This is a genomic window from Micromonospora sp. NBC_01412, assembly GCF_045040215.1.
Taxonomy (GTDB): domain Bacteria; phylum Actinomycetota; class Actinomycetes; order Mycobacteriales; family Micromonosporaceae; genus Micromonospora; species Micromonospora rubida.
The window spans coordinates 6800344-6824982 of the sequence record NZ_CP109528.1; the positions used below are offsets into that span (position 1 = coordinate 6800344).

Annotated in this window: 21 protein-coding genes; 14 read left to right on the forward strand and 7 right to left on the reverse strand. The window is 72.1% G+C overall.

What is annotated here, in order from left to right:
- Positions 1-199 precede the first annotated feature (199 nt).
- A complete protein-coding gene (locus OG617_RS29670; protein WP_405104000.1) occupies positions 200-799 on the forward strand; it encodes a hypothetical protein in 600 nt (199 codons plus the stop codon).
- A gap of 100 nt (positions 800-899) precedes the next feature.
- Here OG617_RS29670 and OG617_RS29675 read toward each other — a convergent pair whose 3' ends face one another.
- Positions 900-2381 carry an MFS transporter gene (locus tag OG617_RS29675; RefSeq protein ID WP_405096215.1) on the reverse strand — a complete coding sequence of 494 codons (1482 nt, stop codon included), beginning with the start codon at positions 2379-2381 and terminating at the stop codon, positions 900-902.
- 84 nt (positions 2382-2465) lie between these two features.
- Positions 2466-2702, reverse strand: coding sequence for a hypothetical protein (locus tag OG617_RS29680; protein ID WP_405096216.1), 237 nt, complete (start codon positions 2700-2702; stop codon positions 2466-2468).
- Between the two features lie 159 nt (positions 2703-2861).
- Between OG617_RS29680 and OG617_RS29685 the strand changes: the two genes are divergently transcribed.
- From OG617_RS29685 to OG617_RS29695, 3 genes are all read left to right on the forward strand, one after another.
- Positions 2862-4025, forward strand: coding sequence for a geranylgeranyl reductase family protein (locus OG617_RS29685; protein WP_405096217.1), 1164 nt, complete (start codon positions 2862-2864; stop codon positions 4023-4025).
- Between the two features lie 546 nt (positions 4026-4571).
- Positions 4572-5462, forward strand: coding sequence for a hypothetical protein (locus OG617_RS29690; protein WP_405096218.1), 891 nt, complete (start codon positions 4572-4574; stop codon positions 5460-5462).
- Positions 5463-5651: 189 nt separating this feature from the next.
- The gene (locus OG617_RS29695; protein WP_405096219.1) at positions 5652-6539 is read left to right on the forward strand and encodes a hypothetical protein; all 888 of its coding nucleotides are present in this window, start codon (positions 5652-5654) and stop codon (positions 6537-6539) included.
- Between the two features lie 113 nt (positions 6540-6652).
- Here the strand turns inward: OG617_RS29695 and OG617_RS29700 are convergent, their stop codons facing one another.
- The 3 genes from OG617_RS29700 to OG617_RS29710 form a co-directional block, all read right to left on the reverse strand.
- Positions 6653-8446 carry a bifunctional metallophosphatase/5'-nucleotidase gene (locus OG617_RS29700; protein ID WP_405096220.1) on the reverse strand — a complete coding sequence of 598 codons (1794 nt, stop codon included), beginning with the start codon at positions 8444-8446 and terminating at the stop codon, positions 6653-6655.
- A gap of 217 nt (positions 8447-8663) precedes the next feature.
- Entirely contained in the window at positions 8664-9326 is a 663-nt protein-coding gene (locus OG617_RS29705; RefSeq protein WP_405096221.1) for a nucleotidyl transferase AbiEii/AbiGii toxin family protein, read from the reverse strand.
- A complete protein-coding gene (locus OG617_RS29710; protein ID WP_405096222.1) occupies positions 9323-9685 on the reverse strand; it encodes a hypothetical protein in 363 nt (120 codons plus the stop codon). Before OG617_RS29710 ends, OG617_RS29705 begins: the two co-directional genes overlap by 4 nt.
- 515 nt (positions 9686-10200) lie before the next feature.
- On the opposite strand from OG617_RS29710, the gene OG617_RS29715 reads away from it, so the two are divergent.
- The 3 genes from OG617_RS29715 (at position 10201) to OG617_RS29725 (ending at position 14473) form a co-directional block, all read left to right on the forward strand.
- The gene (locus OG617_RS29715; RefSeq protein ID WP_405096223.1) at positions 10201-10794 is read left to right on the forward strand and encodes a hypothetical protein; all 594 of its coding nucleotides are present in this window, start codon (positions 10201-10203) and stop codon (positions 10792-10794) included.
- Positions 10795-10946: 152 nt separating this feature from the next.
- Positions 10947-11369 carry a protein-tyrosine phosphatase family protein gene (locus tag OG617_RS29720; protein ID WP_405096224.1) on the forward strand — a complete coding sequence of 141 codons (423 nt, stop codon included), beginning with the start codon at positions 10947-10949 and terminating at the stop codon, positions 11367-11369.
- A 224-nt stretch (positions 11370-11593) separates the two neighbouring features.
- On the forward strand, positions 11594-14473 hold the full coding sequence (locus tag OG617_RS29725; RefSeq protein WP_405096225.1) for a M48 family metalloprotease: 2880 nt from the start codon (positions 11594-11596) through the stop codon (positions 14471-14473).
- Between the two features lie 98 nt (positions 14474-14571).
- Here OG617_RS29725 and OG617_RS29730 read toward each other — a convergent pair whose 3' ends face one another.
- Complete coding sequence (locus OG617_RS29730; RefSeq protein ID WP_405096226.1) at positions 14572-16845, reverse strand: ATP-binding cassette domain-containing protein; 2274 nt, start codon at positions 16843-16845, stop codon at positions 14572-14574.
- 267 nt (positions 16846-17112) lie between these two features.
- Here OG617_RS29730 and OG617_RS29735 point away from each other — a divergent pair, with 267 nt between their 5' ends.
- From OG617_RS29735 to OG617_RS29760, 6 genes are all read left to right on the forward strand, one after another.
- On the forward strand, positions 17113-18351 hold the full coding sequence (locus OG617_RS29735; protein ID WP_405096227.1) for a D-alanyl-D-alanine carboxypeptidase family protein: 1239 nt from the start codon (positions 17113-17115) through the stop codon (positions 18349-18351).
- Between the two features lie 191 nt (positions 18352-18542).
- Positions 18543-19733 carry an MGDG synthase family glycosyltransferase gene (locus OG617_RS29740; RefSeq protein ID WP_405096228.1) on the forward strand — a complete coding sequence of 397 codons (1191 nt, stop codon included), beginning with the start codon at positions 18543-18545 and terminating at the stop codon, positions 19731-19733.
- On the forward strand, positions 19730-20479 hold the full coding sequence (locus OG617_RS29745) for a polysaccharide deacetylase family protein (protein ID WP_405096229.1): 750 nt from the start codon (positions 19730-19732) through the stop codon (positions 20477-20479). The genes OG617_RS29740 and OG617_RS29745 overlap by 4 nt, the downstream gene beginning before the upstream one ends.
- Positions 20480-20603: 124 nt before the next feature.
- Positions 20604-21464: a peptidylprolyl isomerase gene (locus OG617_RS29750; RefSeq protein ID WP_405096230.1), complete on the forward strand. Its 861-nt coding sequence runs from the start codon at positions 20604-20606 to the stop codon at positions 21462-21464.
- A 356-nt stretch (positions 21465-21820) separates the two neighbouring features.
- Positions 21821-22495, forward strand: coding sequence for a M15 family metallopeptidase (locus tag OG617_RS29755; RefSeq protein ID WP_405096231.1), 675 nt, complete (start codon positions 21821-21823; stop codon positions 22493-22495).
- 139 nt (positions 22496-22634) lie between these two features.
- Entirely contained in the window at positions 22635-23141 is a 507-nt protein-coding gene (locus OG617_RS29760) for a DinB family protein (protein ID WP_405096232.1), read from the forward strand.
- Between the two features lie 72 nt (positions 23142-23213).
- Here OG617_RS29760 and OG617_RS29765 read toward each other — a convergent pair whose 3' ends face one another.
- Positions 23214-23999: an alpha/beta hydrolase gene (locus tag OG617_RS29765; protein ID WP_405096233.1), complete on the reverse strand. Its 786-nt coding sequence runs from the start codon at positions 23997-23999 to the stop codon at positions 23214-23216.
- Positions 24000-24174: 175 nt separating this feature from the next.
- Here OG617_RS29765 and OG617_RS29770 point away from each other — a divergent pair, with 175 nt between their 5' ends.
- Positions 24175-24573: a hypothetical protein gene (locus OG617_RS29770; RefSeq protein WP_405096234.1), complete on the forward strand. Its 399-nt coding sequence runs from the start codon at positions 24175-24177 to the stop codon at positions 24571-24573.
- The last annotated feature ends 66 nt before the right edge of the window (positions 24574-24639 follow it).

Genomic DNA, 24639 nt, shown 5'->3' on the forward strand with positions numbered 1-24639 from the left:
TGCCCGGACCCGGTGACCTCCTCACGGAATGCGGGTCAGCCTGCGGTCGTTACACATGGTCCCGCCGCCACGAGCACCCCCCGGTGCAGTGAGCGAGGGGCTTTCCCCCTGAATCTTTTGGGCGCCTCGACGTGGTGCTCACACCTCGCCCCTTCCTCCGGGGCGGTGGTGTGTCGACCCCCGATTGGAGTCACCCCTGATGAATACGATCATGCGTAAGAGCGTTCTCGGTATTGCTGGTCTGGCTTTTGCCGGTGGTTTGGCCGCTGGTCCTCTGCATCACGCCGCCACCGCCCCGACCGTGGAGTCGACCGCGCCGGTTGCTGTGGCCGTGCAGGCTGACAAGCCGGGTGTGGACAAGGGCAAGCTGATTCCGCACGGTGTGCAGGGCGCGCAGTCCCGCATCGAGTTGGGTGACGAGCAGACCGCCAATGTGAAGGCGATCGTGGCGGCGACGAAGAAGGCCGGCCTGGACGAGCGGGCTGCCGTGATCTCGATCGGGACGTCGCTGCAGGAGTCGAAGTTGGAGAACCTGGGTCACCTGGGTGACCGTAACGATCACGATTCGTTGGGTCTGTTCCAGCAGCGTCCGACCTCCGGGTGGGGTACGCCGGAGCAGATCACCGACCCGGAGTACTCGACCCTGGCGTTCCTGAAGGGGTTGAAGCAGGTTGACGGGTGGCAGGACATGCCGTTGACCGAGGCCGCGCAGACCGTTCAGGTGTCGGCGTACCCGGACGCGTACGCGCAGTGGGAGCAGCAGGCCGCCGACCTCGTCGCCGAGCACTGGAACAGCTGACCCACCCGAACAGCCAACTGGCCGGGCCCTCGACAAGAGGGCCCGGCCAGTTGGCGTCTGCGGAGTCCGAGAGGGGCGAGCCCCGCCGGGCGTGGGGTGGTCAGAGGTGGGTGGGAGGCTGGGGGTCCCGGCGGCTGCGGTGGATGTCGATCAGGGCCGCGATCAGGGCAAGCCCGATGATGCCGGTGGCAAGCAGCAGCGAGTGTCGGAACGCCGTCGACCAGTTTCCGCCGGTGTCCGCCAGGGACGAGAAGAAGACCGCGCCGACGGCGGCGATGCCGGCGGCGGAGCCGATCCGCTGACCGGTCTGGAGCATCCCCGCGCCGCTGCCCGCCTGAGCCACCGGCACCTGGGACAGGGTGAGAGTCTGGTTCGGGGCGATGACCAGGCCGCTGCCCAGCCCGGCGATCAGCAGTGGCACCGCCGTGAGCAGGGGCACCGAGCCGTGCGGGTTGCCGCGCAGCACGAACACCACCGCGCCGAGACCGAGCACCACGGCGAGCAGGCCCACGGCGACCAGCGGGCGGCCGTACCGGTTGACGATCCGGCCGCCCAGCGCGGACGCGGCGGCGGAGCCGAGGGCGAACGGCGTGATCGCCAGGCCGGCGACCAGCGCGCTGTAGCCGAGGCCGTTCTGGAGGTACAGGGTGAAGATGAAGAAGATCGCGGTGAAGCCGCCGAAGTAGACCAGCGCGATCAGGGCTCCGAGGGTGTACGAGCGGAACCTGAACAGTCGCAGGTCGAACAGCGGAGTGTCGTGCCGGGCGTACCACCGCTCCCAGAGGCCGAAGCAGGCGAGCACGACCAGGCCGGCAGGGACCAGCGCCCACTTCCACGGGCTGTGCCACTGTTCCCGCTGCACCAGCGGCAGCAGCAGGAGCACCACCCCGACGGCCAGCAGCAGCACCCCGACCGGGTCGAGCCGGTGGCGGGACGGGCCGCCGGACGGGCGGGCGGGCAGCAGCCGCCAGCCGAGCAGCACCGCGACGATACCCACCGGCACGTTGACGAAGAAGATCCACCGCCAGCCGTGCTCTTCGCCGCCCGCCTGGATCAGCAGCCCGCCGAGCAGCGGGCCGACCGCGGTCGAGATGCCGATCGTGGCACCGAGCAGGCCGAACGGCCGGGCCCGTTCCGGGCCCCGGAACAGCTGCTGGATCAGGCCGGTGACCTGCGGGTTGACGATGCCGGCGGCGGCGCCCTGCACCAGCCGGGCGGCGACCAGCCACTCGGGCGATCGGGCCAGCCCGGCCAGGGCGCTGGTCAGCGTGAACAGGGCGATCCCCAGGACGAACGCGTTGCGGCGGCCCCGGGCGTCGCCGAACCGTCCGGCCGGCACCAGCACCAGGCCGAAGGTGAGCGCGTACCCGGACAGGACCCATTGCAGGTCGCTCGGGGTCGCGCCGAGCGCCCGGTCGATGGACGGCACGGCGACGTTGACGATGCTCACGTCGAGCAGCGTCATGAAGGCGGCGACCAGGCCGACCCCGAGGGCCTGCCAGCGCCGTCGGTTGTCGACGTTGTCGGCCCCGCCCGCAGCGTCCGTCGACCGGTCCGGTGGGTCCGGCCGCCCTGGGCTCATGCTGGTGCCCTCCGTCGGCCGTCGATCACGTACCAATGATCGCTACCCGGGCCCATGAGGGGCAATCCGGGACCTCGCGCCGGTTCACGCCATCTGGCGGGCACACCAGCGCGGGCCGAAGTCCAGCCCCGCCATCGGTGAATCCTCCCGATGCAGGAGGTTCTTCTCGGTCAGCATGTGCAGTGGCGCGTGGATCTCGTCCTGGGGCAACCCCGACTCCTGCGCGATCATGTCGGGATAGGGAACCTGCCCACGGGACTCCAGTGCGGCCACCGCCTGGTAGACCCGCTTCTCGACATCCGACAGCCGTACCTGCTGCATGACTTCCTCCTCGGCGTGGCCGCCCGGCTGGGGGCGGGGACTGCGCCGCGCGGTTACCCGCCACCCCGCCGTTGATGCCCGCCCGATCGAGCGGTTCCCGCCGTCCCGTACCCGCTGCGCCGCCCGGCCTTCCGACGGGCCGTGCCCTAGGCTGCATCCGTGATCATCTGGGACCTCGCTGTCGTAGGTGGCGGCCCCGCCGGGCTCTCCGCCGCCCACGTCGCGGCCCGCGCCGGCCTGAGCACCCTGGTCGTCGAGCGGGCCGCGCACCCCCGGTACAAGACCTGCGGTGGCGGCCTGATCGGCACCTCCCTCGCGGCGGTCGGCGACCGGATCGACGTGCCGGCGCACGACCGGGTGGACCGGGTGACGTTCACCCGGGACGGGCGGCGCGAGTTCACCCGCCGGCACGCCGACGGGCCCCTCGTCGCGATGGTGCGCCGCGACGAGTTCGACGACCGGCTGCGCGCCGCCGCGGTCGCCGCCGGGGCCGAGGTGCGCGAGCGGGTTGCCGTCCGTGCCCTGGAGCAGGACCCCGACGAGGTACGCCTGCGGCTCGCCGACGGCGACACCGTGCGCGCCCGTGCGGTGATCGGCGCGGACGGTTCCTCCGGCGTGACCGCCCGGCACGTCGGCGTCCGGTACCGGCAGGTCGACCTGGGGCTGGAGCTGGAGCTGCCGGTGCCCGAGGAGGAGCAGCGCCGGTGGCGCGGCCGGCTGCTGCTGGACTGGGGGACGATCCCCGGCTCGTACGCGTGGGTCTTCCCCAAGGGGGACAGGTTGACCGTGGGGGTGATCGCCGGCCGGGGCGCGGGGGAGCGGACCCGGGAGTACCTGCGTGACTTCGTCGACCGGCTGGGCCTGTCCGGGGCGACGCCGGAGCACGACTCCGGTCACCTGACCCGGTGCCGCGCCGACGACTCACCGCTGCGCCGCGGCCGGGTGCTGGTGACCGGGGACGCGGCCGGCCTGCTGGAACCGTGGAGCCGGGAGGGGATCAGCTACGCGCTGCGCTCCGGCGCGCTGGCCGGCGCGGCGGTCGTCGACGGCGAGCTGGACGGCTACCCCCGCGCCGTCGACCGGGACCTGGTCCCGTCGATGTGGGCCGGTCACCGGCTGCTGGACGTGTTCGCCCGCCGGCCGGACGTCTTCCACGCCCTGCTGGCCACCCCGCCCGGGTGGCGGATGTTCGTCCGGTTCTGTCAGGGACAGGCGAGCTTCGCCGAGACGCTGGACCGGGCGCCGGTGCGGGCGGCGCTGGCGCTGCTGGACCGGCTCCCACCGGCCCGCCAGGTCCGCCCGGACCCGGTCGGCTCCCGGTGAGTGAAGGGTCCGCGTCGATGGCGGCCGGGCGCACGATGGAGGTTCGTGGAGGGAGTAGCCATGACCGCGTCCGACGCCTCGTTCACCGACGAGGAGTACGCCTTCCTGCTCCAGGTCCGTTTCGGGGAACTGCCAACGGGGGGTGCGCCCCGACGAGCGAATTGCGTCGACCGAGACCGACCCCCGGCGGGACCGCCCCGGCTGATGGTGCCGACGGAGCATTCGTACTGCTCGGCGAGTTCAGGCGGCGAAGGTAGCTTGTCGCCCTCACCCAGCAAGTGCCTTGCGTGACAGGGGTTCAGCAAAGTCCTGTCTCTCCTGATCAGAGCGCGCCTCTTCTTCCTTCGCCCGGCCCTTGGGCACTCGTTACCGAAGGCGCGAGGCATGGGCACCTGAATGATCGTCAGAAGACCGCGCTCTTATCCGGAATTCCACCTTGCGAAGACCTTGACGGGTCTCCCGTGCCCCTCACCGAACGACGATGCGGAGCTGTGATGTGGCAGCAATGGCCCCATTAGCTCTCGTGCCCCAAGGCTGGTGACGTAGTTGCCTGGCAAGAAGTCAGCCACCCGACGACGGCCGGATATTCGAGACAGCGAGTCGACCTCGCGCGAGAAGTGGCTGTGGCGCACGCTCGTGACGGGCGCCATCACCGTGGTCTTCACCGTGGTCGGCACCCTGGGAACCACCGCCGGCCAGGAGTGGCTCGGCCTCGGTGGGGACAAGCCGACGCCGCCGCCTGCTCCTGCTGGCGATCCGATCAAAATCAACAAGATCACCCTCGTGCCCAGGGAGAACGACAACACCTGGGTGTTCCCCGGTGTGGTCAGCGCGCAGACCCTCGGGCACATCAATGGCGAGTTCCGAGCGTACGAGAAGAGCAGCCATGACATCATGCGCTCGCACGGAGGCGTCGAAGCTGGCGTCTCCACGGTAGAGCTGGAACTCGAGGGCAATCGAGTGAAGGACGTGCGGCTGACCAATATCGCCATCCGCCCGAACTGCCATGAGCCGCTGACGGGCGCGCTCTTCGACAACCCACCGGAGGGATCTGCGGAAACCGTCCAGATCGGCTACGATCTCGACCGCGATCCCGTTTTCGCGCAGGAGTCCAAGACGAACGACGGCGATCTGCGGCCGCAGTTGACCGGCAACTATTTTGCCGACCGAAAATACGTGCTGAAGCTGGGTGAGCAGGCCACTTTTCGCCTTTCCGCCGTGACCAGCAGACGATACTGCGAATACGCCTTCGAGCTGGAGTACATTGCCGACGGCAAACCCGAGTCGATGACCGTCGACAACCAGGGCAAGCCGTTCCGGGTAACGGCCCTGGTCGTCCAGGGCGGCCACCTTGACTGCTCCGCCTACCGACAAGTGCACCAACCTTCAAAACGGGGCTGGACCAAGGTGTCAACTTCCTCCGCGTGCGGCGGGTGAGCGAACATGAGGCGCACCTCTCTGGCTGGGCTCATCTGCGTGGCGGCAGTCCTTCTCGCAACGAGCACGGCCTGTTCAGCAGGCAAGGCCCCGAGCGGGGCCGCGAACTCGCCAACTGCCCAGCCACCGAAGAAGGACTTTCGAGTCACCCTTCTGTCGGAGCAGACGAACATCGCCCACGGTGTCGCCATGAGCAGTAACGGCGAACGCGCCCTTACGAGTTCCGTGGAAGAAATGGCCGATCCTCCGCACGGATCCGTGTCGCTCTGGGACCTGAGCGATCCGCTGCAGCCTCGTGCTTCCGCACTCGTACCTGATCGCGGGGGCACGGCGCGCGAGGTGGCCCTGAGCGGCGACGGCAGACATGCGGCGACCTTCAACCTGCGGGGAGAGCTGACTCTCTGGGACCTCGCAGACCCTTCGCACCCGTCTCCCCGGAAACTGGCCGCCAAAGGGGTAACGTCACTGGCCTTGAATTACGACGGCCGCTACGCCATCTCCGGCGGCGACGAGGGCGTCCATTTCTGGGACCTCGCCAACCCGAACCAGGTGCGGAAAAAGATGCTCCTGGGTATGGGCAAGTACTCGACCGACTGGTACGAGGTGGCGATAAGTGACGACGCGAAACGCGCTCTGGTCAGTCACCAGTCCGGCAACGGCGATGGCGGCGTGATGGTTTACGACCTGTCGAACCGGGCCGACCCGGAGGGGTATTCGCTGATACGCAATGCCGGGTACTACTCCTCGAACACGGTTGCCCTCAGCGGCGACGGAAACACCGCACTCGTCGGCTACCACCACTGGACCACCTACAAGAATTTCGTCACCTACTGGGACCTGCGCACGTGGGACAAGACCGAACTGAGGCCGATGACCGGGTGGAAGATCGTCCCGGACACCAGCGGCGGCTCCGCGTTGCTGTGGGAGATCGCGCTCAATCACGACGGCAAACGCGCGCTCATCGCTCGACACGAAGTGCCTGCGCCGGAAGTCGAGCCGAACCCCCCACCCTCCGAAGTGCAGTTGTGGGCACTTGACACCCTGACTGGCTTTCCCCGGTTCCCTTCCCCCGGCTGAGCGGCCACCTCCGCCGGTCGTCCGAGGACACCCCGCGTAGTCGAGGGAGGCACCGGCTCGTGGTGCCCCCCTCACGCGTTCTTCCCTTCGCCCCTGACGTGCGGGGCGCCGGGTCAGAAGACCGGTACGCCCTCGCGCACCAGCTTCCAGTTCGGCACGTAGAAGTCGGCCGGGTCGATGGTGCCCCGGGCCTGCGCCCAGTCGATGAGGAGCTGGCGGATCTCCTGCTGCGCGTTGTAGACCTGGGTCTTCACGATGCCGGGGAAGTTGCCGCCGCCGCTGCGCCGGTAGTTGTTCACCGCGACCACGAACTGCGCGCCGTCGGCGACCGGGGTGTCGGTGCCGGGCAGGACCAGGTGGGTGATCCGCTGGCCGATCGGCCTGCTGATGTCGATGTCGTAGTCCAGCCCGGAGAAGACGTCGTAGTTGTAGTCCGGGACGGCCGGGTCGCTGATCGTCGCCGGGTCGACCGACGCGCCCGGGGCGAGGGTGGTGAAGTACTTCGCCGAGTACTCCAGGTAGGCCCGCACCTCGGCGCCGGTGAGAACCACCGCCTCCAGGGTGTTGTCGAAGACGTACAGCCCGGCCACGTCGCGGATGCGCACGTCACCGGCGGGGAAGACGGCGGTGCGGCTGAACGGCGCCGCGATCGACAGCACCGGCAGCCCCGCGTACGCGGTACCGGCCAGCGCGTCCGTGACGACCTCGGTCTGGACGTGGTTGATGAAGTCCAGGATCGGGGTGTCCTGGTACCGCGACTCGGCCGCCGACAGCTCCACGGTCGACTGGGCGACCACCGTGTTGACGTACGCGATGGTCTTGCTGTGCTGGCCGCGCACGGCCGCGAGCACCGCCGGGTCCTCGACCACCGTGTTGGTGTTCAGCATGGTGGCGTGCTTGGTGGCCACCTTCCAGCGGCCCCGCTCCCGGGTGAGGGTGAAGTCCATCCGGGTCAGCCGCTGGCCCCACTTGGACGGCTCGGAGAGCAGCACCTCGACGCCGGTCCTCGTGTTCGTCACGAACTTCTCGACGACCTCGTTGTGCGCGTGGCCGAACAGGATCCCGTCGATGCCGGGGACCTGCTCGGCGATCATCGTGCACGGGTTCTCGTTCGGCAGCTCCGGGCCGTAGCTGGAGGTGCCGCTGTCGCCGCCGTGCGCGGAGACGATGACGACGTCGGCGCCGCGCGCCCGCATGACCGGTACCCACCTGGCGGCGGTCTCCACCATGTCGGCGAAGATCAGCTTGCCCTCGACGTTGGACTTGTCCCAGATCGCCACGCCCGGGTTGGTCAGGCCGAGGATGCCGACCTTCAGCTTCGGCGCGCCGTGCCCGCCGAGCCGGACCTCCTTGATCACGTACGGCAGGTACGCCGGCTTGCCGGTCGCCTCGTTGACCGCGTTCGCGGCGAGGGCCGGGAACCCGAGCTGCTTGATCCACTTGGCCAACAGGGGCAGGCCGTAGTTGAACTCGTGGTTGCCCAGCGTCACCGCGTCGTACTTCAGGATGTTCATCGCGTTGGCCATCGGGTGCGTCGCACCGGTGGCGGTGATCGGCTCCTGCTTGGCGTAGTACGTGGCCAGCGGCGTGCCCTGGATGGTGTCGCCGGAGTCGAGGACCAGGGTCGCCCTGCCCCGGCGCTCGGCCCGGATCTGGTTGACCAGGGTGGCCAGCTTCGCGACGCCGATGTCGTTGTGCTTGCTGTCGTCGTACTCGGCGTCCTTGTAGTAGTCCCAGTTGTACACGTTGCCGTGGGTGTCCGAGGTGCCCAGGATCGTCAGGTCCCAGGTCTTCGGGCCCTTGGACCCGGCCGCCTGCGCGGGCGCGCCCGCGATCAGGGGTGCGGTCGCTGCGGCGGCGGCGACGGCCAGCACCTGGCGGCGCGACGCGCCGGAGGAGGAGGTCATGGGGTGCCTTTCCATGGGGGTGGGCGCGCCTCACAGGCGCCGTTGCGCACCCTAACGAGCCTCTGTCACTCCCGCCACAGAGGCCCGACATGTTTCACACCACGATCGCTGGCGGTCACCTCGCGTAAGACGGGGCCACCCGCCAGCGCCGCCGTCCGGCCACCCACCAGCGCGGCGGTCGACCGCCACGACGACCCGTACCGGCCCCGGGGGGTCGTCAGCGGGGCCAGGCGGCCAGCCGGGCCCGCAGCCGCGCCACCTGCGCCGCGTCCAGGCCGTACCGGGCGAAGCGTCGGTCGGGCAGGCGGTCCAGGTAGCGGCCGGCGGCCCGGACGTCCTCCGGTTCCAGCGCCGGGTCGAGCTGCCGGGCCAGGCCGAGCAGTTCCGCGACCGAATAGTGGTCGAGGGCGGCCCCCACGTCGATGAAGTCCCGGACCTCCCGCCGGTTGACCAGCGCCGCCGTCTTGTTGGCCACCAGGTCGCGGATGTCCATCACCGGTCCGAGGTCCATCACCACCGGGCTGCGGTACCGGTCGAGCCGGGCCAGGCTCAGCCGGATCTGCCGTGTCCCCCGGCTCACCACGAAGTCCTTCATGTCCCGGTCAAACCCGGCGAACAACTCGGCCAGGTCACTGTCCGGGTCCGCGTCGGTCACCCCGAAGCCGGCGCGCTCCAGGGCGGTACGCACGCCGGTCGCCGCCGCAGCGGCTGCCCCCTCGACGTCGGCGAAGAGGTCCACATCTTCGGTGGGACGGGAGAACAGCCCGTGCGCTGCCCAGGCGACGCCGCCGCCGAGCACGAACCGGTGCCGGCCGGCGACCGACAGGGCCACCCGGGCGACCTCGCGGTAGAACTCGTCCGGCGGTGCGGCGTCGTTCACGCCGTGCGGAGGGCCAGGTCGTCCCGCAGGGCCCGGTGGCGGTGCTCCCACGCCGCGCGGACCCCACGGGGGAGATTGAGCATGGGCCATACCTGTCGCAGCAGGTGACCGTTGACCAGGTTCCGCAGGTCGTCCGCGTGGGTGGTCTCGCGCAACACGTTCTCGTACATCCAGAGCAGGTCGTCCGGGTCGCCGAGGTCGAAGGTGCGGTGGGAGTTCCACATCAGGCGTACGGGCAGCTCGACGATCCCCCGCGTGGGGCCGGTCAGCTCGGCCAGGGTGGGGGTGACGACGGCCGGGCGGCCCGGGCGGGCCAGGAAGGCCACGCCGGCCGAGGTGGGGGAGGCTACGCCCTGCATGGTGTCAGGGTAACGCCTGGTCCGGCTGTCACGCCCCCACCGCCCCACCCCACCCCCACCCCGCCCCCACCCCGCCCCACCTCACCCCCACCCCGCCTTCCGCGGTGATCAAGAGGTTTACGTCAGGTTGCGCCCCGAACCCGACACAAACCTCTTGATCACCGCGCAAAGGGCGGGGCAGGCGGGGGCGGGGTGGGGTGTTTGGGGGTTCTGGGGGGTTTTGGGGTGTGGCCGGGGGCATCCGGTCGGCGGAACATCGGGCGGGGCGGGGTCGTTACACATGGCAGACGATCGAGTAGCGCACACCGCTGCTGAGCTGCCCGAACCCCGGTGACCCCCGCCGGGGAATGTGGGTCGGCCGCCGGTCGTTACACATGGACCCGCCACCAGCACCCCCCGGTGCAGTGAGCGAGGACCTTTCCCCCTTGATCCTTGGGCGCCTCGACGTGGTGCTCACACCCCTGTCCCTTCCCCCGGGACGGTGATGTGTCGACCCCCGATTGGAGTCACCCCCCATGAACACGATCACGCGTAAGAGCGTTCTCGGAATCGCCGGTCTCGCCTTCGCCGGTGGCATCTTCGCCGGCCCGGCCACGGCCCACGCCACCCCCACCACCGAGTCGACCCCGACCGCCGTCGCCGTGCAGGCCGACAAGCCCGGCGTCGACAAGGGCAAGCTGATTCCCCACGGTGTGCAGGGCAAGCAGTCCCGCATCGACCTCGGCGGCGAGCAGACCGCCAACGTGAAGGCGATCATCGCCGCGACGAAGAAGGCCGGCCTCGACGAGCGGGCCGCCGTGATCTCCATCGGCACGTCGCTGCAGGAGTCGAAGTTGGAGAACCTGGGTCACCTGGGCGACCGCAACGACCACGACTCGCAGGGTCTGTTCCAGCAGCGTCCGACCTCCGGGTGGGGTACGCCGGAGCAGATCACCGACCCGGAGTACTCGACCCTGGCGTTCCTGAAGGGGTTGAAGCAGGTTGACGGGTGGCAGGACATGCCGCTGACCGAGGCCGCGCAGACCGTCCAGGTGTCCGCCTACCCCGACGCGTACGCGCAGTGGGAACAGCAGGCCGCCGACCTCGTCACCCAGCACTGGAACAGCTGACACCCAGCACCACCGCACCACCGCACCACCGCACAGCCAACTGGCCGGGTCCCCGACAACGGGGGCCCGGCCAGCGGCGTCTGCCGGGCCGAGAGGCGTAGGGAAGGAAGCCGCTGACAGCGGACCTTCCCTCCGGTCGGACAATAGGGGGCATGGACGAGGTGACGGGATGGGACGGCAGCGTCGGGGTGGTCGTACTGCCGGGCGGGTCGGCGGTGCGCGGACGCCGGATCGGTGATCCGGCCTCGCCCGCCGACTTCGCGCTGCTGCTGGCACCGGGCCCGGCACCGGCCTGGGCGCACCGGCGGATTCGCTGGCCCGACTTCTGGGTGCCGCTGGACCGGGCCGACGCGCTGGACGCGCTGCGGGAGGCGCTGCGTCGGTCGCACGCGGGGGAGCGGGTGGAGGCGGCCTGCCTGGGCGGGATCGGCCGGACCGGGACGGCGCTGGCGGCGCTCGCCGTGCTCGACGGGCTGCCAGCCGATCGGGCGGTGTCGTGGGTACGCGAGCACTACCACCCGCGGGCGGTGGAGACAGCCTGGCAGCGGCGCTGGGTGCGACGGGTGCCGCATTGATCCGCAGCGACGCCGAGGCGTGGGCCCCGGCGCTGGTCATACGTCTCGCCGCCGCCGTTCGGGTTCCGGCCGGTGTCGATTGCCGACAGTCAACGCCCGCATCCAACAGGTATACATGTCGATACGCGTGAAGTGGAGCTCGCCAGTGGGCTCGTCCAGGCGTTGACGGTCGGTCCCGTCGATGTGGCGGGCCCGGACAGCGGCGAGCACGGGGGGACGACGGCGTGACCGGTTCGCCCCATCCGCAGGCGGGAGAGCGGGTGGTGGCCGCGGGCACGACGCTGCGCTTCGCGTTGCTGATCGCCCTGCTGGTGGTGGCCAGTTCGTCGATGATGGACAGCGCGCTCTGGGTGTTCAGTGACTCGTCCGGTAACGGCTGCTCACTCGCGGCGGGCGTGGATTCCAGCCGGAGCAGCGACCTGACGGCCACGGCCGCCGTCCTCGACCAGGCGGACGCCTTCGAGGCCTGCGTGGCCCGCTACTCGTCGGTGTCGGGCTGGTGGAGCCTTGCCTGGCCGGCCGCGCTGCTGGTCGCCGCCGCCGTACTGTTCCTCGGCCTGCCGGCCTGGAAGGCGCGGCGCGGTCGGGTCGTACCGCTGGCCGCAGTCGACCAGGACGGTGAGATCCTGCGCGCGTTGGAGGGTCTCGCGGCGGCGGCTGGCCTGGCGCGTATGCCGCGTGTCGTCGTGGATCCGGGGACGGCCTCGACCGGCGCGGTGGTCTTCGGCCGCAGTCGCCGGCCGACGATGTGTCTGCACGGTGGCCTGCTCGCCCGCCGGACCACCGACCCCGACGGCTTCCGGGCGGTGCTCCTGCACGAGCTGGCCCACATCCGCAACGGAGACGTCACCATCACCTACATCACCGTCGCCTTGTGGCGGGTGTTCGTCGGCATGGTGCTCCTGCCCTACCTGGCGATCGAGATGACCATTTTCGTCAACGCCATGCGATCGCCGTTCTTCGTCGGTGAGCTGCCCATGCTCGCCCGAGGGCTCCTGCTGACAGTCGTCCTGGTCGGGCTGGTCCACCTGGCCCGGGCGGACGTGCTGCGCAGCCGTGAGGTCTACGCCGACCTCGCCGCCGTCCGCTGGGGTGCGGCGCCCCGAGCGTGGGCGGTCACGGCGGCGCCTGATCCGGTCGGGGGCAGGCTGAGGCGGATCGGCGGCCGCTTCGTCGAACTGTGGCGGACCCATCCGCGATGGGATCTGCGTCGGGACGCCCTGGCGGATCCCGCGGCGCTGTTCGGCGTACGGGCGCTGCCGATGTTCCTGACCGGGGTCGCCGCCTCCCTGTTGACCTTTCAGGCCTCGGACATCCTGGGGGCGCGCGGCCTGACCGACGCGTGGGCGCTCCAGGCGATGGCGCTCGTCGCGGCGGTCCTGGTCACCGGGTCGGTGGGCGTCGTGCTGTGGCGGGCGGTCACCCACGCCGTGCTGACCGCGCGGGCCGTGCCCTCCGGGGTGCGGGCAGGGCTGTGGCTGGGCGTCGGGTTGGCGGCGAGCAATCTGGTCATGAGTGACCTGTCGCTTCTCCAGTGGCTGCCCACCCGGCCGGCGATCCTGCTGCTGGTCGTGCTCGTGGGAGTGGTGTTCGCGTGGTGGACCGCGCAGTGCGCCCAACTGTGGGCCGGGCTGGGGCAGGGGCGGACGACCCGCCTGGTCATGGCCCTGACCCTGACGGCCGCCGGTCTGGTGCTGTCGTCGTGGTTCGCGTGGTGGCGGCTCAACGGTGTGCTCTTCGCGTACGAGTGGCCGTTCGACAGCGCGGGCCTGCGCCAACTGCTGGAGCAGGGGCAGACGCCCGGCGACATCGCGGAGCACGGCGCCGCCCTGTCGGTGATCGCCACCGTGGGATCGCTGCTGAACACCCTGCCCACCCGCCCCCTCGAGCTGTTGGCGTTCGCCGCTCTGTGGGTCGTACCGCTGTTGGCCTGGACGGTCCGCCCGACCGTCGCCACGCCCGCCCCGGCGAGCGGCGCTCCGGCCGGTGCCGTCGACGACGCGCAGGCCGCCGGGGAGGCTCTGCCACCCCTGCGGCGGGCCCTGCTGCCGGGCCTGCTGACAGGGGCCGTCTGCTGGGTCGCCGTCGCGGCCGTGATGGCGTACCTGCACGGCTGGCAACCGCCGCCCGGGCAGCGCGGCCTCCTCCACGTCTGGATCTACCTCGCCTGGGTGCTCGTGGCCTTCGTGGCGGCGGCACTGGCCGCCGCCGTCGTCGCGAGCGTGTCGGCGAGGCGCCATCGGCTGATCATGGCGCTCATCGCCGCCCAGACCGCGACCGTGGTGGGCGCCGCCGGGCTGATGCTCCTCGCCTCCCTGGACGGATGCCTCGGGCCGCTCGACACGATCCGGGCGACCTGTCACCGTGGCCCCGCCGACGCGCTGTGGCAGGAAATCCCGTTCGTGCTGACGGCCGGCCCCGTACTGGCCGTGATCGTCGCCGTGGTGGCGGCGGGTGTTTCGGCAGTCCGCGCGGCGTGGCGCTCCACGGAGCGGCGTGCGGCAGACGCCCCGTCGCGGGTCCCCCGACGGGGCGGGCTGGCCATCCGCCGCATCGGGGTGGGCGTGCTGTGCGCCGCGACGCTGGGAGTCGTCGCGCTGGAGGTGGCGCACCCCGCCCCCGAGCGCTCGACGGGATTCGACGCCAGGGCCTCGCAACGGCTGAGCGCCGCCGAGCCCCAGGTGGTGTCCGCCGAGATCAAGGCGAGACAGGTGTCCGCCTGGATGCAGTACGGCGGGACCGACCTCCTCAAGCGGTTCCTTGCCGAGGCGGGCGGCTTCGCAAAGTACCTGGCAGCGCCCGAGCTCGACGCTTCCGGGAAGCCCAAGCTCGACAGCTCCGTCGTGCGCTCCCACTGCCTGAACCTCAACGGGATCGTGCCGGACGCCCGCGCCTACTTCCGCATCCCCGACGCGGAGGCCCAGTCGCTCTGGCGGACGTTCATCAGCCAGCTGGAGCAGAGCGTCCAGGACTGTGAACGCGCCGTGGACGAGGACAACGGCCAGCTTCTCCTTCTGGCGGTCCAGAAACTCGACGCGGCCCAGAAGGCCCTCGGCGCGGCCGTCGCCCGGATCAAAACGGTGCTGGACGCCGGCCGCCGCTAGGTTCCGCGTGGCCGGAACGGGAACTCCGGCCGGCGCGTTCGCGGGTGCGTCGACGACGGGCCGGGTCCACCGTGGGCGCGGTGGACCCGGCCCGGACCTCACTGGGCGACGTACTCCCGCAGGTGGGTGGCGGTCAGGGTGTCGCCGTGCGCGACGAGGTCGGCGGGGGTGCCGGTGAAGACGATCCGGCCGCCGTCGTGACCGGCGCCCGGGCCGAGGTCGATGATCCAGTCGGCGTGCGCCATCACGGCCTGGTGGTGCTCGATGACCACCACGGTGTTGCCGGCGTCCACCAGGCGGTCCAGCAGGGCCAGCAGCTTGTCGACGTCGGCCAGGTGCAGGCCGGTGGTGGGCTCGTCCAGCACGTAGGTGTGCGCCTTCTCGCCCATGTGGATGGCCAGCTTGAGTCGTTGCCGCTCGCCCCCGGAGAGGGTGGTCAGCGGCTGGCCGAGGCTGAGGTAGCTCAGGCCCACGTCGGCGAGGCGGTCCAGCACCGACCGGGCCGGCCCGCCGGGGAAGAAGTCCCGGGCCTCGGTCACCGACATAGCGAGGACCTCGCTGATGTTCCTCCCCCGCAGGGTGTACGTGAGCACCTTCGGGGTGAACCGGCGGCCCTCGCACTCCTCGCACGTGGAGGCGACCCCGGCCGTCATGGCCAGATCCGTGTAGATCACCCCGATGCCCTTGCAGGCCGGGCAGGCGCCCTCGGAGTTGGCGCTGAACAGCGCCGGCTTGACCCCGTTGGCCTTGGCGAAGGCGGCCCGGACCGGGTCGAGCAGGCCGGTGTAGGTGGCCGGGTTGCTGCGCCGGGACCCGCGGATCGGGGACTGGTCGACGACCACCACCCCGGCGCGGCGGGGGAGTGAGCCGTGGATCAGCGAGCTCTTGCCGGAGCCGGCGACGCCGGTCACCACCGTCAGCACCCCGAGCGGCACGTCGACGCTGACGTCGCGCAGGTTGTGCAGGTCGGCGCTGCGGATCGGCAACTGCCCGGCGGGTGGCCGGACCCGGTCGCGCAGGGTGACCCGGTGGTCGAGGTGCCGGCCGGTCAGGGTGTCGGAGCGGCGCAGCCCGGCGACGTCGCCGGTGTAGCAGACCCGGCCGCCGTCCGGACCGGCTCCCGGGCCGAGGTCGACCACGTGGTCGGCGATCGCGATGGTCTCCGGCTTGTGCTCCACGACGAGCACCGTGTTGCCCTTGTCGCGCAGCCGCAGCAGCAGGCCGTTCATCCGGGCGATGTCGTGCGGGTGCAGCCCGACCGTCGGCTCGTCGAAGACGTACGTGACGTCGGTGAGGCTGGAGCCGAGGTGGCGGACCATCTTCACCCGCTGCGCCTCGCCCCCGGACAGGGTGCCCGACTCGCGGTCGAGGCTGAGGTAGCCCAGGCCGATCTCGACGAGCGAGTCCAGCAGGTCGCGCAGGTTGGCCACCAGCGGCGCCACGGACGGATCGGTGACCGCCCGGACGAACGCGGCCAGGTCGCTGATCTGCATCGCGGAGCACTCGGCGATGTTGCGGCCGGCGATCAGGGAGGACAGGGCGGCCCGGTTGAGCCGGGCGCCGCCGCAGTCGCCGCAGGTCGTGAACGTGACGGCCCGCTCGACGAACGCCTTGATGTGCGGCTGGGCCGGCTCCTTGTCCTTGCTCAGGTACAGCCGGCGGACCTTGACGACCAGGCCCTCGTACGTGAGGTTGCCGCCGCCGACCTTCATCTTGGTGGCCGGCTTGTGCAGGAAGTCCTGCCACTGCTGGGGCGTGTAGTCCTGGAGCTTGGCGTCGGGGTCGAACAGTCCCGAGGTGACGAAGGCCTGCCAGTACCAGGAGTCGACCGCGAAGTTCGGCACCGTGATCGCCCCGTCGTTGAGCGACCGCTCGACGTCGACGAGTTCGCGCACGTCGAGGTCGGAGACCCGGCCCACCCCCTCGCAGGTGGGGCACATCCCCTCGGCGAGGTTGAAGCTGAACGCGCCGGCCGACCCGACGTGCGGCTGCCCGAGCCGGCTGAACACGATGCGCAGCATGGCGTACGCGTCGGTGGCGGTGCCCACCGTGGAGCGCGAGTTCGCCCCCATCCGCTCCTGGTCGACGATGATCGCGGCGCTGAGGTTGTGCAGCGAGTCGACGTCCGGCCGGGCCAGGCTGGGCATGAACGACTGGAGGAAGGCGCTGTAGGTCTCGTTGATCATCCGCTGCGACTCGGCGGCGATGGTGCCGAAGACGAGCGAGGACTTGCCGGAGCCGGAGACCCCGGTGAAGACGGTGAGGCGCCGCTTGGGGATGTCCACGGAGACGGACGCGAGGTTGTTCTCCCGGGCACCGCTTACCTCGATCATGTCGTGGCTGTCGGCGACGGTCCGAGTTGGTTGCTGCATGCGAACCCTTCGGGCGATCGTGGCAGGGTGAATCCTGCCCGGCTGCTGCTTGCTGGGCCTGGCCGGGTCAATCATCTCATTGACCCTCTCGTTGAGACTTGTCGCGACGATGCAGCGTTAGCGGCGACGGAAAGTCTCAAACAGCGCGTAAGCAGGACGGTGGACGCCGTGGCGGAGCGGGCAGCGGAACGGAGGCTGCGGGCGGGTCGTCCGGCGCGGGCGTGGTCCGCCCGCCGGGGCCGGGTCCTGCCGGTTAGGGTGCTGGGCATGAGAGCCTCGGTGCTGGCCGCCGCTGCCGTCCTCCTCCTCACCGCCGGAACGGCCGTCCCGGCCGCCGCCGCGCCGGCCGTCCCGGCCACTGGGGCGGTGCCCTGCCCGAAGGCGGTGGCGCCGAAAGTGCCGCGCTCCCCGAAGCCGACGCCCCCGCCGTCGGTGCCGGAGCAGCAGGCGGTGGGCGGCGCGGCGCTGGCCGCCCCGGGCCTCGTCGCGCCGGCCGGGGCGGCCCCGCCGCCAGCGGTCACCGCCACCTCCTGGCTGGTCGCCGACCTGGACACCGGGGCGGTGCTCGGCGGCTGCGGCCCGCACGGGTACGCCACCCCGGCCAGCGTGCAGAAGCTGCTGCTGACCGCCACCGCGCTGCCGAGGCTGGACCCGAAGCAGGTGGTGACAGTCACCCACGCTGACCTCGACATCGCCCCCGGCAGCTCCGCCGTCGGCCTGCTGGAGGGTGGCCGCTACACCGTCGAGACGGTCTTCCTCGGGCTGCTGCTCCAGTCCGGCAACGAGGCGGCCAACGTGCTGGCCCGGCTCGTCGGCGGTCCGGCCGGGGCGGCCGGCGGGGTCCGGGCCATGAACGCCGAGGCGGCACGCCTCGGCGCCCTCCAGACCCACGCCGTCACCCCCTCCGGGCTGGATGGCCCCGGCCAGTTCACCAGCGCGTACGACCTGGCGCTGATCGCCCGGGCCTGCTTCGCCGACCCCACCTTCCGCCGGTACGCGCTGACCGAGAGCACCCGGATCCCCGCCCAGCCGGCGCTGCGGAAGAAGGGCTTCCAGATCCAGAACGAGAACCAGCTCATCTACCGCTATCCGGGGGCGCTGGGCGGGAAGACCGGCTTCACCGACTACGCCCGGCACACCTACGTCGGCGCGGCGCAGCGCGGCGGGCGCCGGCTGGTGGTCACCCTGCTCGGGGCCGAGCCCAGCCCGATGCGCGGCTGGGAACAGGGCGCCACGCTGCTGGACTGGGGCTTCTCGCTGCCCCGGGACGCCTCGGTGGGCCGTCTCGTCTCCCCGGGGGAGACGGCCGCCAACGGCTCGCCGTCGGCGTCCGCGTCGCCGGGCCCGGCGGTCACGCCCGAGCCCCGGGCGATGGCCGCCCACCGGGTCGCCCGCCCCGGCCTGGCCGCGTCGTGGCCGGTCGTCGCGGGGGCCGCCGCCGCTGCCGTCGTCGTGGCCGCGCTGCTCACCACGGCGCTCCTGCGTCGCCGGCGCCGCCAGACCTGAGTCCCCGCCCGCCAGACCTGAGTCCCCGCCGCCAGGCCTGAGTCCCCGCGCCGCCGCCGCTGCCACCGGAGTAGGCGGCCGGCTTCGCGCGCTGTCCGCCCGGGCCGGGCCACCGGAGTAGGCGGCCAGCTTCGCGCGCTGTCCGCCCGGGCCGGGGGAGTCAACCCGCGGCGGGCGGGTAAGCGCGGGCGGTGACCGCGGAGCACCGGGGGCGGATCGTCGTGGTGTCGGCCGATGTCGGCGCCGGCCACGACACGGCCGCCGCCGAACTGACGCGCCGGCTCGCCGACCAGGGTTTCGTCGTGGACCGGGTGAACTTCCTCGACCTGCTGCCGCGCCCGTTGCGGTGGATCTGTCGGGAGGCGTACCGGGGCGCCCTGCGCTGGGCTCCGTGGGGCTACGGCGCGCTGTTTGCCGTCACCGGTCGGTCCCGGCTGGTCGCCGCCGTGCTGCGAGGGGCGCTCACGCCGCTGCGGAGACGGGCCCGGCGGGCCGTCCCACCAGGCACCCGGGCGGTCGTGACTACGTACCCGTTCGCGAACCAGCTGTTCGGGCCGCTGCGACGCAGCGGCAGGCTGGCCGTCCCGCTGGTCACCTACGTCACCGACTTCGTCATCCACCCCACCTGGGTCGCGCCGGGCGTCGACGTCTACTGCGCCCTGCCGCATGCCCACCCCCGCACAGCCATCCCCGACCTTGACGTCCGGACGGTCGAGCCGCTGGTGTCGATCGACTTCCGGGCGGCCACGGGGACGAGCCGCAGCGAGGCCCGGCGGCGTTTCGGCCTGCCGGAGCGGGGCCGGTTGGCGCTCGTCGTCGCCGGGGCGTGGGGGGTGGGTGACATCGAGGCGACGGTCGCGGACGTCGGTGCCGTCGACGGCGTGCGCACCGTGGTCGTCTGCGGCCGTAACGAACCCCTGCGCCAGCGGCTGCGGCGGTCCACGCAGCACGCCCTCGGCTGGGTCGACGACATGCCCACGCTGATGCGGGCGGTCGACGTGCTGGTGGAGAACGCGGGCGGGCTGACCTGCCAGGAGGCGCTCAGCTGCGGACTGCCCGTGGTCACCTATCGCCCCATACCGGGTCACGGCCGGGTGAACGCCGCGATCCTCGCCAAGGCCGGTCTGACCCGGCTGGCACCGTCCGCCGACCACCTGTGCCGGGCGCTGGCCGCGCTGTCCACGGCCGGCCTGGAGTCCACCGATGGGGGGATGACCCGCTGTGCCGACCCCGCCGGTCTGGTGGCCGAGGTGGCTGCCCGGCCGTCGGCCGTCGCCGAGCCCGAGGCGTACCGCCGCAGGTCGGTGCTGGACGCGGTGGGCGAGGCGGTCGCGGTGCTGGCCACGGTCCTGCCGTCGATCCGCTGGACGGGCCGGCGGTGACCGCCCCTGTCGGACGTCTGCCGCGAAGGCGGTCCACCGCGTTGGTCGGCGCGGCCACCGTCGCGCTCGCCACCGCCCAACTCGCCCCGTCGGTCACTGCGGTGCCGGCGGTGCGCCGCCGGCTGTTCCCCCGGCTCGCCGGGACGGGCGGGCCAGGGCGGATCGCCCTGACCTTCGACGACGGGCCCGACCCCGAGTCCACCCCCCGGTTCCTCGACATGCTCGCGGAGCACCGGGTGCGGGCCACGTTCTTCCTGCTGGGCGCGATGCTCGCCCGGTCGCCCCGGCTGGCCGGGGAGATCGCCGCCGGGGGGCACGAGGTGGCCGTCCACGGCTGGGCCCACCGCAACCTGCTGCGCCGGGGCCCGCTGGCCACCTACCGGGACCTGGCCCGGGCCCGCGCGCTCGTCGAGGCCACCAGCGGTCTGACCCCCCGCTTCTTCCGCCCACCGTACGGGGTGCTGACCGGCCCGGCGCTGGTGGCGAGCGCGCGGCTGGGGCTGGCGCCGGTGCTGTGGACCTGCTGGGGCCGGGACTGGACGGCGACGGCGAGCGCCGACTCGGTCTTCGACACCGTCACCGCCGGGCTGGCCGGCGGTGGCACCGTCCTGCTGCACGACGCGGACTGCGCCGCCGCCCCCGGGGCCTGGCGGGCGAGCCTCGCCGCCCTGCCCCGGCTGCTGGCCGAGTGCCGCAGCCGGGGGTGGACCGTGGGCCCGCTCGGCGAGCACCGGGACCCGGCGTGATGGATCCCGGCGGTGGCCGGCGCCCTGGCCGCCGCGCCCTGCTTCGCGTGTCGCCATCGACAGGAGGACCGCCGGATCCATAGACTGCGATCTTTCTGGATTCATCAGCCCAGGAGGACGCCCCGTGTCGAGGTCACCCCGTCGGCAGTCGGTCCCGCCGTTCCCGGCCCACCCCCGCAGGACACGTACGCTGTCCCGCCTCACCGGTGTCGCGCTGCTCGCCACCGCCCTGATCGGCGGCAGCGGCGTCGCCGCCGTGGCCGCCCCGGCCGCCGCCCCGAGCGGTGTGGTCCCGGCCGCCGCCGCAGGCGGTGCGGTCCCGAGCGGTGCGGTCCCGGCCGCCGCCGCGCCGCCGAGGACGACCCCGGGGCCGTGCGCGTACACCGAGACGCCGGACGAGCCGGCCGCCCGGCCCGTCCCGCTGCCGCCCGACCCCCGGCGGACGCCGGGTCACGGCACCGTGCGGGTCACGCTGCGGACGAACCAGGGCCCGATCGGGCTGACCCTTGACCGCGAGCAGGCGCCCTGCACGGTGCAGAGCTTCCTGCACCTGGTCCGGCACCGGTTCTACGACCGCACCTCGTGCCACCGGCTGACCGCGTACCCGACGCTCAGCGTGCTCCAGTGCGGCGACCCGTCGGGCACCGGCGAGGGCGGGCCCGGCTACCGGTACGCCGACGAACTGCCCACCGACCTGCCGCCCGCCCCGACGGACCCGACGGGCGTGCGCAAGGTGTACGCCCGGGGTGTGCTCGCCATGGCCAACGCCGGCCCGGACACCAACGGCAGCCAGTTCTTCCTGGTGTACGCCAACTCGGCGCTGCGCCCCAACTACACCATCTTCGGCGAGGTGGACGCCGCCGGCCTGGCCACCCTGGACCGGATCGCCGCCGGCGGGATCGCCCCCACGGCCGAGGACCCGGCCCCGGTCGACGGCGCACCCGCGCTGCCGGTGGAGATCTGCCGGGCGGCCCGCCGACTGTAAGCGTCGGCCCCCTCACCCAGGACAGATCCCACCGGTTCCCCATGAACCGGACCGGATGCTGCTAGAACGGGTGCATGGGACAGCGCCACCGGCCGACCCTGCCCACCGACCCTCGCCCAGGCATCCTCCCTTGCGGGTCGATCAAGAGGTTTACGTCGGGATCGGGGCGTACACCTGACGTAAACCTCTTGATCACCGCCGCGGGGCGGGTGGGGGTGGGGGGTTGGTGGTGGGGGGTTGGGGGGCTGGGTCGGGTTGTTGTTGGGGTGCTGTTGTTGGCGGGGTGTTCCGCGTCGGGGCCTGCCGGGGTGGGGGCGTCGGGTGGGGGTGGGGTGGGGGTGCCGGGTGGGTTTGTGGTGTTGTCCGATGTGGATCCGAGTATTGGGTCCGACATTCGGTACGCCACCGCGCACAACTTCGTCGGCCGGCCGATCGCCGGGTACCGGGAGCCCCTGTGCCTGCTCACCCGGCCCGCCGCCGAGGCGCTGAGCCGGGTGCAGCAGGCCGCCCGCGCGACGGGCCACAGCCTCAAGGTGTACGACTGCTACCGCCCGCAGCCTGCCGTGGACGACTTCGTGGCCTGGGCGAAGCGTCCCGGCGAGGAGCAGACGAAGGCCGAGTTCTATCCCGGGGTGGCCAAATCGCGGCTGTTCGCCGACGGCTACCTCGGCGCGCCCACCGCACACAGTCGGGGCAGCACCGTCGACCTGACCCTGGTCGACGACCCGCCGCCCGGCCAACGCCCCTACGCCCCCGGCGAGCCCCTGGTCGCCTGCACCGACCCGAAGGACGACCGCTTCCCGGACAACGGCGTCGACATGGGCACCGGCTTCGACTGCTTCGACCCGCGCGCCCACACCGCCGACGGTCGGGTCACCGGAGTCGCCCGGGACAACCGTGAACTGTTGAAGCGGCTGATGGCCGACGGCGGGTTCACCAACTATCCGCGTGAGTGGTGGCACTACCGGTACGACGACGAGCCGTACCCCGACACGTACTTCGATTCTCCCGTGGCCCGCCCGTCCGGCTGACCCGGCGGGCCCTGTCCGACCGCGCCGGCCGGCTCCGGCGGTTCCGGCGCTAGGCTCGCCCGGCGAGAGCAACGCCCCTCGGCGGCCTCCGGTCGCCGGTCGTGGGACCCGGCCGGCGGTGATCGGAGAGGACCCGGACATGACCACCGAGCGGATCGGCCCGCCCCTGATCGCCGACGAGCGCGAGATGCTGCGCGCGTTCCTGGACTTCCACCGTGCCACCCTCGCCCTGAAGTGCGAGGGTCTCACCGACGAGGAGCTGCGCCGGCAGTCGTCCCCGCCGTCCACGCTGAGCCTGCTCGGCCTGGTCCGGCACATGGCCGAGGTGGAGCGCAACTGGTTCCGCCGGGTGATCGGCGGCGAGGACGTGCCGCTGGTCTGGTCGGAGAGCGGCGACTACCAGGAGGCGTACGACGCCCGCACCGCCGGCGCGTCCGAGGCGTTCGAGGCGTGGCGGCGGGAGGTCGAACACGCCCGGCGCATCGAGCGGGAGGCCGGGTCGCTGGACGTCGTCGCCCACAACCCCCGCTGGGGCGAGGACGTATCGCTGCGCCTGGTGATGCTGCACATGATGCACGAGTACGCCCGGCACAACGGCCACGCCGACCTCCTGCGCGAGGCCGTCGACGGCTCGGTCGGCGTCTGAACCGCCGCTGCGCCAGGTCGAGGGGCTACCCGGAGGTCCTGGACCGTTTCGAGGACCTACGGGACCCGGCCGTCACGCCCCGCTGGGCGTGCGCAGCGGCAGCCAGGCGAGCACGTCGCGGATCTTCGCGTCCCAGTACGCCCAGTCGTGGGCACCGGGGGAGAAGTCCACGGTCAGCGGCACGCCGCGCCGCCGCGCCGTCTCGACGAACCGGGTGTTGTCGTCGAACAGGAAGTCCTCGGTGCCGCAGGCGACGTAGAGCGCCGGCAGGTCGTCCCCGGCGCGTTCCAGCAGCGCCATCGTGTCGTCGTCGCTGCCGGGGACGTGCCGGTCGCCGAAGACGGGGTGCCACACGGCCGGGTCCACCGGGCTGGTCGGGTGGTCGCGCCGCCGGGCGAAGTCCAGCGCCCCGGAGAGGCTGGCCGCCGCCGCGAACCGGCCCGGTTCGCGTAGCGCCCACTTGACCGCGCCGTACCCGCCCATCGACAGGCCGGCGACGAAGGTGTCCTCGCGCCGGTCGGAGAGCCGGAAGAACGATCGGCACAGCTCGGGCAACTCGGCGCTGAGGAAGGTCCAGTACCGGTTGCCGTGCTCCTCGTCGGTGTAGAAGCTGCGCCCGGCCTGTGGCATCACCACGGCCAGCCCGAGCGGCGCGATGTACCGCTCGACGGAGGTGCGCCGGGTCCAGACGGTGTCGTCGTCGCTGAGGCCGTGCAGCAGGTACAGCACGGGCGGGTCGCCGGCCGGCGCGCTGCCGGCCAGGCCGATCCCGGAGCCGGCCGGGTCCGGCAGGAGCACGGTCATCGAGGTGCCCATGCCCAGCGCCTCGGAGTGGAAGTCGCAGCGGATCAGCGCCATGGGCGTGGATGCTACGCGGCGCCGGCCGGCACCCCGGCTGGCGCGGCGGCGTCCCGGGCGGGACCGGCCACGGAGGAACGATTTTGTCCTGGGGTGTCCATGAGGCTAGATCAAAGGTTTACCAGGCTGTAACGTCCGCGCTGCTGGACCTGTCACAGAGAAGTGGGAGTCAGTGATGAGCGACGTGTCGACGGCCCTGGGTGTGCGCCTCTACCCCGACCTGGTCGAGCTGGGCGGGCTCGCGTCCGCGCTGGCCCTGACCGCCACCCGGTGTCAGGTGGACGTGGGCCGGATCAGCGCTCCCGAGCAGGGGCGGAGCCGGTTCACGTGCGCCGAGCTGACCTCCGAGCGGGGGACGATCTGCGTGGGTCTGGGATCCCAGGCCCGCTACTTCATGGTCGACATCTCGGGCTCGGACGGGTCCCGGGCCGACGGCGACACCACCGACCTGGACCAGGTCGTGCGGATCGCCGACGCCTGGCGCGGCGGCGCGGGGTTCGCCGAGCTGCGCGCCCGCTTCCCCTTCCTCGACCACGTGACCGAGCCGGTCGGCGAGGACGCCGCCCTCGCCTGACCGGCCCCGACCGCCCCGGCGCGCATTCGGCCGCCGGGCCGGGCCTCGGACCTGCGACGGCGGGGC

Coding starts and splice junctions, on each gene's coding strand:
- OG617_RS29670 (WP_405104000.1), top strand. CDS start 200: ATGAATACGATCATGCGTAAGAGCGTTCTCGGTATTGCTGGTCTGGCT.
- OG617_RS29675 (WP_405096215.1), bottom strand. CDS start 2,381: ATGAGCCCAGGGCGGCCGGACCCACCGGACCGGTCGACGGACGCTGCG.
- OG617_RS29680 (WP_405096216.1), bottom strand. CDS start 2,702: ATGCAGCAGGTACGGCTGTCGGATGTCGAGAAGCGGGTCTACCAGGCG.
- OG617_RS29695 (WP_405096219.1), top strand. CDS start 5,652: ATGAGCAGTAACGGCGAACGCGCCCTTACGAGTTCCGTGGAAGAAATG.
- OG617_RS29700 (WP_405096220.1), bottom strand. CDS start 8,446: ATGACCTCCTCCTCCGGCGCGTCGCGCCGCCAGGTGCTGGCCGTCGCC.
- OG617_RS29710 (WP_405096222.1), bottom strand. CDS start 9,685: ATGCAGGGCGTAGCCTCCCCCACCTCGGCCGGCGTGGCCTTCCTGGCC.
- OG617_RS29715 (WP_405096223.1), top strand. CDS start 10,201: ATGAACACGATCACGCGTAAGAGCGTTCTCGGAATCGCCGGTCTCGCC.
- OG617_RS29720 (WP_405096224.1), top strand. CDS start 10,947: ATGGACGAGGTGACGGGATGGGACGGCAGCGTCGGGGTGGTCGTACTG.
- OG617_RS29730 (WP_405096226.1), bottom strand. CDS start 16,845: ATGCAGCAACCAACTCGGACCGTCGCCGACAGCCACGACATGATCGAG.
- OG617_RS29735 (WP_405096227.1), top strand. CDS start 17,113: ATGAGAGCCTCGGTGCTGGCCGCCGCTGCCGTCCTCCTCCTCACCGCC.
- OG617_RS29760 (WP_405096232.1), top strand. CDS start 22,635: ATGACCACCGAGCGGATCGGCCCGCCCCTGATCGCCGACGAGCGCGAG.
- OG617_RS29765 (WP_405096233.1), bottom strand. CDS start 23,999: ATGGCGCTGATCCGCTGCGACTTCCACTCCGAGGCGCTGGGCATGGGC.
- OG617_RS29770 (WP_405096234.1), top strand. CDS start 24,175: ATGAGCGACGTGTCGACGGCCCTGGGTGTGCGCCTCTACCCCGACCTG.